Here is a 9,375-nt window from a genome sequence, read left to right as displayed (position 1 = left end):
CTCGGAGATTCTTCACTTCGTTCAGAATGACACTTTTAACCCGTTTTTAGTATATGTGAGCCAATGACACCTAAAACCCTTAGAATAAATAGCGTGTATTAACGTCTGTAACAAATTCACAAATATTTATTATTTATGCCTCCTCGTTGGCCTCGCAAACCTGATCGCCAAGATCCAGATTTTCGCAAATTAGATGACCGGATGAACTTTGCTTTTCATGTAGCTGTTGCCGCTACTGTCAATTCTGGCTTGTGGTTTTTCCACATGTTGAAAGCCACATCTTGGGAGTGGTTAACACCTTTAACACTAGGCTGGGTAGGGGTAGTGGTGGTGCATCTAATTTATATTAGTACGATCGCTAATTACGATCAAACGCCACCTAAATCAACCTAAAGAGTGACGGCTCATGCTGGGGCAATTGTAACCTGTGGTAGTAGATATAGCCTATCTAATTGCTCGATAATGGGAAATAAGCCGAGAGTTCGCGCTCTTTTTCCATCACGAGGTTATATTTATGGCTCCAACCAACACCACAGAACTACTAGAAGCCCTAGCATCAGAAATTGGCGAAAATGTCTACCTAGATATTGCCAAATGGCATCTTTATCTATCTAATGCCAAAATGCATACCAGTATTGCCGAACAATTGTATCCCCTAATCACCTCCAAAACCGTCAGCGAAGACAAAGTTGTGCAATTATTGGCATCCATACCCATAAAAATTGGCGGTGGTAGAAAAGAAATACCTTTAATTGACTTATTACCACTGCAATGCCAAGTAACCCTAATAGATATTCTCGAAAAATACCAAAGAGAAATCTAAACTCTCTCTTCACCTTTTCCTCTGTGTACCTCTGCGCTAACCTCCGCGTACCTCTGCGTTTAAAATCCACACATCAACACTAGACGAAATAAATAATGGAGAGCTTTGTATATGTTTTTACAACTCAAAAATAGCAGCGATTTAGTGAAAATAATGGATCTTCAAGAATTGATAGATCCCAACATTGACATTATTCACGCCAAAGATCAAGAAGGTGAAGAAGAACAACAAACCGACATCTATAAAAAGGAAAACCTAGTTTTTCCATCAGGTGAAGACTTACCACGTTGTTGGTTAGATGCTAACTATAGATTAGCTCACGCTGCATAATTGAATTAACTATAATCCTAAATATTCCAGGGGTAAAGCGCAATGCTTTTTGGTGTCAACTTAACGCAAAAGCCTTGTAAAAACTGGATTTCATTCCTCTCGTTACCATACTCTGTGGTAGAATTCTCAGTCCGAGACTAGAAACGAGATATGGTAAAGATTTGGTTTAATTTAACACTCATGAGCATTGCGCTTTACCCTGAAGGGTTACTTAATGGTGTTAACAGCAGCTTTTTCTTCTACTATCACACTTTCAGCTTTAGAAAAAGCTTTAGAAATCCAAGAAGTGAAAATATGAGAAAGTACACCTATTGGACCCGCAAACAAACATAAAGCCAAAGAGTGAATTGTCCAAATTCCGGTTTTTTGACCTTCCCAATAAATCCATCTTCCGACAAATAAATCCATGACCAAAAAGTGAATCCACCCTGTAGCAGCAGCTGTTTCATCACCGAAAAACTTAGCTATATCTGCTAATTGAGGATTTGATAAAGCAGCGGCATTTTCTGGGGTAATGCTGGTTATAAATAAATACACATAAGCAGCAGCTAAAACCACAAAAGGAAGATATGATTCCATTACCTTGCGGGTGACTTTCCAGTTAGGTAGAAGAATCATCAAAGCCCAAAAAGGCAAAACAAACAAATTGGCAACATTAAATAAATCTGTGATATTCATATTACAAAGCTACTAATTGAGATTCTATTGCTGAAGATTGTAAATTACGACCGATAAAAACTAAACTGGTTTGTTTTGCTTCTTCTACTTTCCAAGGACGATCATAAAATTTATCAAATCTATTGCCTACACCTTGCATAACTAATCGCATGGGTTTATTAGCAACAGCCACAAAACCTTTAATGCGGTAAATTTCTTGTTCTTGCACCAATTTTTCTAATCTTGCTTGTAGCTTTTCTGGGTCAAAAGTTCGGTCTAAAATGACATGAGTTGAGTTAATTTCATCATCATGATCATGGTCTTCTTCTGTGTCATGATGACTAGGACGGGAATCTAAATTATCTTCAACTGCGGATTCAAATCCTAATAATATAGATGCGTCTAATTTACCATAATCACTAGAGACAATTTTCACAACTCTAGGTAATTCTTTTTTAACTAATTCTAGAACTTGTGCTTTAGTTTCATTATCAACTAAATCAGTTTTATTCAAAATTACTAAATCAGCACAAGCAAGTTGATCTTCAAACAATTCTTGTAATGGCGTTTCATGTTCTAGACTATCATCTTCTTGGCGTTGTGCGGCTATTGCTTCTAAATCACTGGCAAATGTTCCGGCTGCAACTGCGGCGCAATCTACTACTGTAATTACTGCATCTACTGTAGCTGCATTGCGGATTTCTTGCCAACGAAAGGCTTTAACTAAGGGTTTTGGTAAGGCTAAACCAGAGGTTTCAATAATAATACAATCTATACTATCTCGGCGTTTAATTAATTCCCGCATTGTCGGGTAAAATTCCTCTTGAACGGTGCAGCATAAACAGCCGTTTGTAAGTTCAAAGATGTTAGTTTCTTGATTTGATTCTGTTTCATTTTCGGGGCAAATTTGACAAGATTTTAATAATTCTCCATCTATCCCCAGTTCGCCAAATTCGTTGACTAGTACTGCTATGCGTCGTCCTTGGTTGTTTTGGAGTAAGTGACGGATAATGCTGGTTTTACCGCTTCCTAAGAAGCCTGTGATGACGGTAACGGGGATTTTTGTAGCCATGTTTTGTGTGTGGTTTTGAAATTAATTTTACACTATTTGCCCCTTAATCATTAGAGTATAGGACTTACGTACCATACAGATTTACGCTTTTGTGAATCCACTTATTATCTTTGATTCAGGCTTTCATCAATCTTTTTTTTAGCCAGAAGTGTTGAAAAATAAGGGTTTTATACCTGAAATTAATACTTCATATTTAGTCTTTTTTGTCAAGAGTCAAGTCATGACTTTATAAAAGCCCGTAGTTTTTTAAAGATTCCGTACAGTTCAGCTTGAACCTATTGCGTAAAGTGCGGAGGTAAGTTTACGGTATAAAGGCATTCAAAACCGAACAAATAACTACTATGTTACGTAAATTATCTATAGCTGCTTTAAGCATTCTCTCCGTAGCTTCTATTGCTGATGCTCAATCAGCACAAGCAGCATCTAGCTTGGTTAACGGTGGATTTGAGCAGCCTGGTATCACTGGTCGTGGAATATTCCCCGAATCAGCAGTTCCTGGTTGGAAGACAACTGACCCAGGAGGAATTGAGATTTGGGATAGTAGCTTCGGAGTCACTGCTTATGAAGGAACTCAATTTGCTGAGATCAATGCTTTTATCGATGGTACACTATTTCAAGATGTAGATCCCATTGCTGCTGGAAGTACGATTGGATTTGAATTTGCTCACCGTGCCAGAGTCGGAACTGACGTTATGAACTTGGCTATTACCGACTTGGGAGCAGACGGTATATTTGGCGGTGGAGATGATACTAGCTTATTCACCAAAAACTACTCTGCTACCACAGCAGCATGGGTATTCAATACCAATGCAGGTGAACCAACTATTACCACCCTTGGTAACAAGATACGTTTTGCTTACTCAGCAGTTTCCACTGGTTCTGGTAGTCCCTCAGCTGGTAATTTTCTTGATGCAGTTAGTTTTGGCGTAGGAGTAGGAGCAAGCGCAACGAGTGTTCCTGAACCTGCTACCATGTTGGGCTTATTAGCTTTTGGTGCTTTTGGTGCAACTTCCCTGAAGCGTAAAAAAGTGGGAGCATAAAATTTCAGTTAATGCGTGTAGAGTGCGTCAGACAAGATAATTTTAAGGTTTTGACGCACATACGTATTTCATTTAAGAATTAACTTACATTATTACTTTACTTATAATCTAGTTTTTATACCCAAAATTGCCAATATTTGGATTTTAACCTAATTTCATTAATATTAGAATGCAGTAAATAAAGTTAAATCAAAATAGCGATCGCATTTGGAATTAACTAGCGATCGCTATTAGTATTCATCAAGTTTTTGAAAGTGAAAGTTTCACCAAAATTTTAACTTAGATCAAAACATTTCTACTTAGCATTTACCATGCTTAAAGACTTAATAGCATTTCTTTCACTTAACAAAAACACAAGATATTGATTGAGACTAACTCCTTCTTTCTCTGCATTTTCTGTTAATCTCTCATGCAATGATCGAGGTATACGTAGTAAAACCTTACCACTGTATTGAACTTGAGTTGAGGGTAAGGGAATTTCATCCCCATATTCATAGGCTGTTTCTATCCATAAATTACGTGCTTCTTCAATATTAAATAAAGTTTCATCTGTTGTTTCTCCCTGAGTCATACACCCAGGAAGGTCTTTAATTTCTGCTACATATCCCCCATCAGGATCAGGGTAAAGTGTAACTGGATATTTCAAATTCAAGTAAAATTCCAGTGACTCACGTTCAGTTTTATTTTTCTTAGACATACTACTCCTCTAATCTGAGCAGTTTTACAATCTGCTTAATATAAATTCCTTTTACTTTTTGCCCCTCTTTTTTGGGTACAATTTGTATCCTTCCATCCTCATGACGGAAAGTGTGATGACTTCCTTTAGATCGAACTTCTTCAAAACCGAATGCTATTAAAATACGTCTTACTTCTTCAAATCTTACTTCAACAGGGTAAGAGAGAAATAACTGAATTAATTTTTCTAGTTGACTCATAATTGATTAATGTCCGTTGAATTTTAAATTTTTTCATGTTTGTGTCCTTCGCTGGCAGGCTTATTTTGCTATTCTGATGATATCACATATAGTATCAATGTCAATATGGAATATTTCTATTAGTCTCTATAAATGCAACTACATGAGGAGATAGTACAATGGATACCAAATTAAAATATCAAGAAATTATCAAAAGCATATTAACAGAAACTGCTGAATATCGCGCTTCTATCCCTGATGGCTATAACTCCCAAGTTCTATTTGATGATGAACATGGACGTTATCTAGTATTAGATATTGGTTGGAGTGGTGATCAATATCTACATACCACACCTATTCATGTAGATTTAATTGATCATAAAATTTGGATTCAATATGATGATACAGAAGAAAGTATTGCTAATGATTTTATAGCAGCAGGTATTCCTGCACAGGATATTGTACTTGGTTTTCGTCATCCTAAAATCAGACAATATACAAACTTTGCTGTTAGTTAGTATATTATTGAGTATTTACTTGGCGAACTTCTCGCACAAGTTCACAAATCTCTTCTGTTGTTAAAGGATTAGGATCATTTACTGCTTCTCTTCTTTTCCTTAATTCTGACCAATCAAATTTAGCAGCTTTTTTAAAAAAAATACCATCTTCAGTCATAGTAACTGAATATTTTTCACCATTAACAAATTGTTCTCGAATTTCTGGAGGAAGTTCTAGGTTTCCTTCTGGTGTGAAAGTAATAGTAATTGTTTGTTCCATAATTACCTTATTTACTTACTTTTCAAAACAAAATAATACTATATATTATAGTATATCTACAGCTTTTAATCAATAACCAAATCGTCAAGAAATAGATGTGTTTTCTGTGGACTTTGATGATTTACAACAAGAATTTATCAAAGATATGTCATAACATAAATTATAACCTAGCTCAAGAATTATCTTATGGCTGATAAAATTTATGCCATCAACCCTGCAAAAATCGGTAATCAAGATGGTTTTCGTCTCCCTCGTTCTTTTTTTAAAGACTATCCCCATTTAGCTAATACTTCAGGCTATATGGAAGTGTTATCAGATAACACATTTTTAGTGAAATTAGACGCGAAAGATGTTATAGAAAATAACGAAGATGAAAGCGTAATGTTAAGCCTCTTTTTAGATTTTCTCATGAAAGATGCTATCCAAAATCCTTCCCAATTAGTTGCATATACTCAAGAAATGAGTGCAGAAATAGATGATTTATTAGCTGATGTAGTTTTAGATTAATGGCTGTATTTACTTGTAATGATTGGCAAATATTTTTCTACCCGTTGTTTAACACCCAATGGGTAGACTTGCGCGAAAAGATCAAGAAATTAAAAGATGAATTACCCAAAGAAGAATTTATCCAACATCAAGATGCAAAATTATTAAAAGCGTTGAATATAGGTATTAAAAAAAAATTACCCAAGATCCTTTTGCGTCTCACTTTATTTTACAGAAACCTTTACAAAAATATGGTCGTCTCAAGAAAATGGGACTTCCAGAAAGATATAGATTGTTTTTTAGAGTATTTAAAGAACAAAAAATAATTATTATTCTCTGGTTAGGTTTTTCCCGCAAGGAAGGTGATAAAAAAGATTGTTATACTGCAAACGGGTCAAACTTGGACTTATGTCATACTGACCGTAACGTAGTGCAGGGAAGTATCTCGGAGATTCTTCACTTCGTTCAGAATGACACTTTTAACCCGTTTTTAGTATATTAAGTATTTACGAAAAAAGTTGAAAATGGTGATTTTCCTGAAAGTATTGAGCAATTTATGGCTGAATGTGATTTAGATGATTCTAATTTGGGGTGACATCCCTCCGGTTGCTTTCATTGACATAAAAACAATCACAAGGCTGTTACCCCTAGATATTTTGAGCTTTTTGCTCGGTACTCAGCACTGCTTCATTATTCAGCAGTTACCAATTCAGTGCTACCCTTGGTGCGTTTCCGGGTTAAGGCGTTGAAAACCATAATCCCGATCGCTTTAATTAAGTTACCTTCTAATTCCTGGAACATCTTCATGTTGATACCAAAAGCGGCATTTGCTTCTTCTACAATGCGATCGCCTGTGGCATCATCAATAGGCATAGCATCCAAATTTTGACGATACTCAGCTTTAAATGCTTTTTCATCGGTAATATCTGCAAATTCATAAAAGGCAGTACCTTCACCTTCACCCAACTTCATCGCTGTTTGGGCAATACCTTTAAGAATTTGTCCACCCGATAAATCACCTAAATAACGGGTATAGGAATGAGCAATTAACAACTCTGGTTCTGTCGCAGAAATTTCCCGAATCCGGTTTACATACGCCTCACCAGCGGAGGATAATTTGATTTGCTCTCGCCAGTTGTAACCGTAGTAGTAAGTTAAATCTTGCTCTAAAGTATGTTTGCGGTTGAGTTGGGGAAAATAAATTTTGCCGACAATGGGGTGATTGCGGTGTTTCTCCATCTCCTCTTCCATTGCTGAGTAGATGAAATAAAAGTTAGCAACTAATTTGCGGTAGGAATTTTTCTCTACCACTCCTTTCAAAAAACACTTGACAAAACCCACGTTTTCTGCCATCGTGTGGGCTTTTTTTGTACCTATACGTAATTTGCTGGCTAAATTGCTGCTCATACTAAAATTTATTAACCTTAATAAAGTCAACTGGCGAAGTTCTGATTTATCAATGACTAAAAAACGCCATTAAAACGTTACATTAAAACTATTTGATGAGAATTTACATTAAAATTCTTTAAGCCGGGAATATTTTGTGCTAAATTATACAGATATTCTTTGCATTCATAAATTTAAACAATGATGATTTACGGAAGATTCATCATTAAATATCCATAACTTTATGTAATTTTACGTAAAATGAGAGTGTTATAATTAATTGTCATTAAGAAAAACAATTACAGGCGTACTGTTTAAAAGCTATTTCGTCAGAATTGTTGAACAAAGTCTAACGTGTTATTCTCCGGTGTGATTGTGTGGAGTGTTTAAAAATATGGTTTCCGCTATAACTCGAACTCAAGGTAGGATTTCTGAGGGTTCTAATTCCAAATCAGAAGGATTGAGAACAGAAGTTGAAAGTAGTTGTGCGCTTAATTTAATTCCTCTCCCCGCAAGTCCCCTATTTGGTACAGATGGTATTCGTGGCAAAATTGGAGAATTACTAAATGCGCCTTTAGCGTTGCAAGTAGGTTTTTGGGCGGGTATTGTCTTGCACAATCATGCATCTGAAGTTGGCCCTGTGATTGTGGGACAGGATTCTAGAAATTCCAGCGATATGTTAGCCATGGCCTTGAGTGCAGGTTTAACAGCAGCAGGGCTAGAAGTTTGGTATTTAGGGTTATGTCCTACTCCTTGTGTGGCCTATCTTGCCAGCATGAGTGATGCTATTGGTGGGATCATGATTTCTGCCAGCCACAACCCACCAGAAGATAACGGCATTAAAATTTTTGGTGCAAATGGGGCGAAGTTGTCTCCCAGATTACAGGCAGAAATTGAAGCGGGATTACGGGGTAAAATATCATCTGGGGCAGTTGTGGATAAATGCGGTCGGCATTATTCACGGCAAGAGTTAATAGGACAATATCGTCAGGCGTTGCAACAACCTTTACAAGCTGCGGTAAATCTTCAGGGAATGAAGATTGTTTTAGATTTAGCGTGGGGGGCAGCAGTTGGGTTAGCACCGTCGGTATTTGCAGAAATGGGTGCAGAGGTGATTTGTCTGCATAATGAAGCTGATGGCGATCGCATTAATGTTAATTGTGGTTCGACTCATTTAGATATTCTCCAAGCAACAGTTAAACAACATAACGCCGACATCGGTTTTGCCTTTGATGGTGATGCAGACAGGGTTTTAGCTGTAGATAATACTGGTCGAGAAATTAATGGCGATTACATTCTCTATCTTTGGGGTCGCCATTTACAACAAAAGCAACAATTACCAGATAATCTGATTATTTCCACTGTTATGGCTAACTTAGGCTTTGAAAAAGCTTGGCAGCAATTAGGTGGTAACTTAATTCGGACAGCAGTAGGTGATCAATATGTGCAAGCCGAAATGTTGAAAACTGGGGGAATGCTGGGAGGTGAACAATCCGGTCACATTCTCTGTCGTCATTATGGCATTACTGGTGATGGCTTATTAACAGCTTTGCATATAGCTGCTGTCGTCCAAGAAGCAGGTATTTCTCTGAGTGAAATGGTAGATCAAAGTTTTCAGACCTACCCCCAATTATTACGGAATGTGCGAGTATTAGATCGTGAGCGCCGTTTAGGATGGCAAGACTGTCAACCAGTACAAAATGCGATCGCTCAAGCCGAAGCCGCAATGGGTGATGATGGCAGAATTTTAGTCCGCGCATCCGGTACAGAACCAGTCATCCGCGTCATGGTTGAAGCAGCCAACGCTGAACTTGCCAACTATTGGACAAGTGAATTAGTCTCACAAGTCCAACAACATTTAGGATAAAGATACTGAGTATTGAATACCGA

The 9,375-nt window shown here is 37.1% G+C and carries 15 protein-coding genes; 9 read left to right on the top strand and 6 right to left on the bottom strand.

The window, feature by feature from the left end; genetic code table 11:
• Positions 1–135 precede the first annotated feature (135 nt).
• The 3 genes from VB713_RS15600 to VB713_RS15590 all read left to right on the top strand — a co-directional run bounded on the left by VB713_RS15600 (position 136) and on the right by VB713_RS15590 (position 1,153).
• Entirely contained in the window at positions 136–393 is a 258-nt protein-coding gene (locus tag VB713_RS15600) for a hypothetical protein (protein WP_323312423.1), read from the top strand.
• 121 nt (positions 394–514) lie between these two features.
• Complete coding sequence (locus VB713_RS15595; RefSeq protein ID WP_323312422.1) at positions 515–823, top strand: DUF3181 family protein; 309 nt, start codon at positions 515–517, stop codon at positions 821–823.
• 111 nt (positions 824–934) lie between these two features.
• Entirely contained in the window at positions 935–1,153 is a 219-nt protein-coding gene (locus VB713_RS15590) for an acetyltransferase (RefSeq protein ID WP_323312421.1), read from the top strand.
• 207 nt (positions 1,154–1,360) lie between these two features.
• On the opposite strand, the gene VB713_RS15585 is transcribed toward VB713_RS15590, so the two are convergent.
• Both VB713_RS15585 and cobW read right to left on the bottom strand, forming a co-directional pair.
• Positions 1,361–1,831, bottom strand: coding sequence for an ABA4-like family protein (locus tag VB713_RS15585; RefSeq protein WP_323312420.1), 471 nt, complete (start codon positions 1,829–1,831; stop codon positions 1,361–1,363).
• A gap of 1 nt (position 1,832) precedes the next feature.
• Positions 1,833–2,882 (bottom strand): cobalamin biosynthesis protein CobW, encoded by a 1,050-nt coding sequence (gene cobW / locus VB713_RS15580; RefSeq protein ID WP_323312419.1) that lies wholly within the window; start codon positions 2,880–2,882, stop codon positions 1,833–1,835.
• Positions 2,883–3,223: 341 nt separating this feature from the next.
• Here cobW and VB713_RS15575 point away from each other — a divergent pair, with 341 nt between their 5' ends.
• Positions 3,224–3,922: a PEP-CTERM sorting domain-containing protein gene (locus VB713_RS15575; protein WP_323312418.1), complete on the top strand. Its 699-nt coding sequence runs from the start codon at positions 3,224–3,226 to the stop codon at positions 3,920–3,922.
• Positions 3,923–4,217: 295 nt separating this feature from the next.
• Here VB713_RS15575 and VB713_RS15570 read toward each other — a convergent pair whose 3' ends face one another.
• Complete coding sequence (locus VB713_RS15570; RefSeq protein ID WP_323312417.1) at positions 4,218–4,619, bottom strand: type II toxin-antitoxin system HicB family antitoxin; 402 nt, start codon at positions 4,617–4,619, stop codon at positions 4,218–4,220.
• Position 4,620: 1 nt separating this feature from the next.
• A complete protein-coding gene (locus tag VB713_RS15565) occupies positions 4,621–4,857 on the bottom strand; it encodes a type II toxin-antitoxin system HicA family toxin (protein ID WP_323312416.1) in 237 nt (78 codons plus the stop codon).
• Positions 4,858–5,015: 158 nt separating this feature from the next.
• Here VB713_RS15565 and VB713_RS15560 point away from each other — a divergent pair, with 158 nt between their 5' ends.
• The gene (locus tag VB713_RS15560; RefSeq protein ID WP_323312415.1) at positions 5,016–5,354 is read left to right on the top strand and encodes a XisI protein; all 339 of its coding nucleotides are present in this window, start codon (positions 5,016–5,018) and stop codon (positions 5,352–5,354) included.
• 4 nt (positions 5,355–5,358) lie between these two features.
• On the opposite strand, the gene VB713_RS15555 is transcribed toward VB713_RS15560, so the two are convergent.
• Positions 5,359–5,613: a hypothetical protein gene (locus VB713_RS15555; protein WP_323312414.1), complete on the bottom strand. Its 255-nt coding sequence runs from the start codon at positions 5,611–5,613 to the stop codon at positions 5,359–5,361.
• A gap of 186 nt (positions 5,614–5,799) precedes the next feature.
• Here VB713_RS15555 and VB713_RS15550 point away from each other — a divergent pair, with 186 nt between their 5' ends.
• The 3 genes from VB713_RS15550 to VB713_RS15540 are packed head-to-tail and all read left to right on the top strand — an operon-like array spanning position 5,800 to position 6,601.
• A complete protein-coding gene (locus VB713_RS15550; RefSeq protein WP_323312413.1) occupies positions 5,800–6,120 on the top strand; it encodes a hypothetical protein in 321 nt (106 codons plus the stop codon).
• Positions 6,120–6,425, top strand: a complete 306-nt coding sequence (locus VB713_RS15545; RefSeq protein ID WP_323312412.1) for a hypothetical protein — start codon at positions 6,120–6,122, stop codon at positions 6,423–6,425. Before VB713_RS15550 ends, VB713_RS15545 begins: the two co-directional genes overlap by 1 nt.
• Entirely contained in the window at positions 6,326–6,601 is a 276-nt protein-coding gene (locus VB713_RS15540) for a type II toxin-antitoxin system YhaV family toxin (RefSeq protein WP_323312427.1), read from the top strand. Before VB713_RS15545 ends, VB713_RS15540 begins: the two co-directional genes overlap by 100 nt.
• A gap of 188 nt (positions 6,602–6,789) precedes the next feature.
• Here VB713_RS15540 and VB713_RS15535 read toward each other — a convergent pair whose 3' ends face one another.
• Positions 6,790–7,506 (bottom strand): heme oxygenase (biliverdin-producing), encoded by a 717-nt coding sequence (locus VB713_RS15535; RefSeq protein WP_323312411.1) that lies wholly within the window; start codon positions 7,504–7,506, stop codon positions 6,790–6,792.
• 373 nt (positions 7,507–7,879) lie between these two features.
• Between VB713_RS15535 and glmM the strand changes: the two genes are divergently transcribed.
• Positions 7,880–9,352 carry a phosphoglucosamine mutase gene (gene glmM, locus VB713_RS15530; RefSeq protein ID WP_323312410.1) on the top strand — a complete coding sequence of 491 codons (1,473 nt, stop codon included), beginning with the start codon at positions 7,880–7,882 and terminating at the stop codon, positions 9,350–9,352.
• The last annotated feature ends 23 nt before the right edge of the window (positions 9,353–9,375 follow it).

Origin of the sequence: Anabaena cylindrica UHCC 0172, assembly GCF_034931625.1 — a bacterium.
GTDB lineage: Bacteria > Cyanobacteriota > Cyanobacteriia > Cyanobacteriales > Nostocaceae > Anabaena > Anabaena cylindrica_A.
The sequence above is the reverse complement of the archived record's forward strand: the minus strand, read 5'-3'. Positions and strand labels throughout refer to the sequence as shown.

Coding starts and splice junctions, on each gene's coding strand:
- VB713_RS15595 (WP_323312422.1), top strand. CDS start 515: ATGGCTCCAACCAACACCACAGAACTACTAGAAGCCCTAGCATCAGAA.
- cobW (WP_323312419.1), bottom strand. CDS start 2,882: ATGGCTACAAAAATCCCCGTTACCGTCATCACAGGCTTCTTAGGAAGC.
- VB713_RS15545 (WP_323312412.1), top strand. CDS start 6,120: ATGGCTGTATTTACTTGTAATGATTGGCAAATATTTTTCTACCCGTTG.
- VB713_RS15535 (WP_323312411.1), bottom strand. CDS start 7,506: ATGAGCAGCAATTTAGCCAGCAAATTACGTATAGGTACAAAAAAAGCC.
- VB713_RS15555 (WP_323312414.1), bottom strand. CDS start 5,613: ATGGAACAAACAATTACTATTACTTTCACACCAGAAGGAAACCTAGAA.
- VB713_RS15585 (WP_323312420.1), bottom strand. CDS start 1,831: ATGAATATCACAGATTTATTTAATGTTGCCAATTTGTTTGTTTTGCCT.
- VB713_RS15590 (WP_323312421.1), top strand. CDS start 935: ATGTTTTTACAACTCAAAAATAGCAGCGATTTAGTGAAAATAATGGAT.
- glmM (WP_323312410.1), top strand. CDS start 7,880: ATGGTTTCCGCTATAACTCGAACTCAAGGTAGGATTTCTGAGGGTTCT.
- VB713_RS15575 (WP_323312418.1), top strand. CDS start 3,224: ATGTTACGTAAATTATCTATAGCTGCTTTAAGCATTCTCTCCGTAGCT.
- VB713_RS15565 (WP_323312416.1), bottom strand. CDS start 4,857: ATGAGTCAACTAGAAAAATTAATTCAGTTATTTCTCTCTTACCCTGTT.
- VB713_RS15600 (WP_323312423.1), top strand. CDS start 136: ATGCCTCCTCGTTGGCCTCGCAAACCTGATCGCCAAGATCCAGATTTT.
- VB713_RS15550 (WP_323312413.1), top strand. CDS start 5,800: ATGGCTGATAAAATTTATGCCATCAACCCTGCAAAAATCGGTAATCAA.
- VB713_RS15560 (WP_323312415.1), top strand. CDS start 5,016: ATGGATACCAAATTAAAATATCAAGAAATTATCAAAAGCATATTAACA.
- VB713_RS15570 (WP_323312417.1), bottom strand. CDS start 4,619: ATGTCTAAGAAAAATAAAACTGAACGTGAGTCACTGGAATTTTACTTG.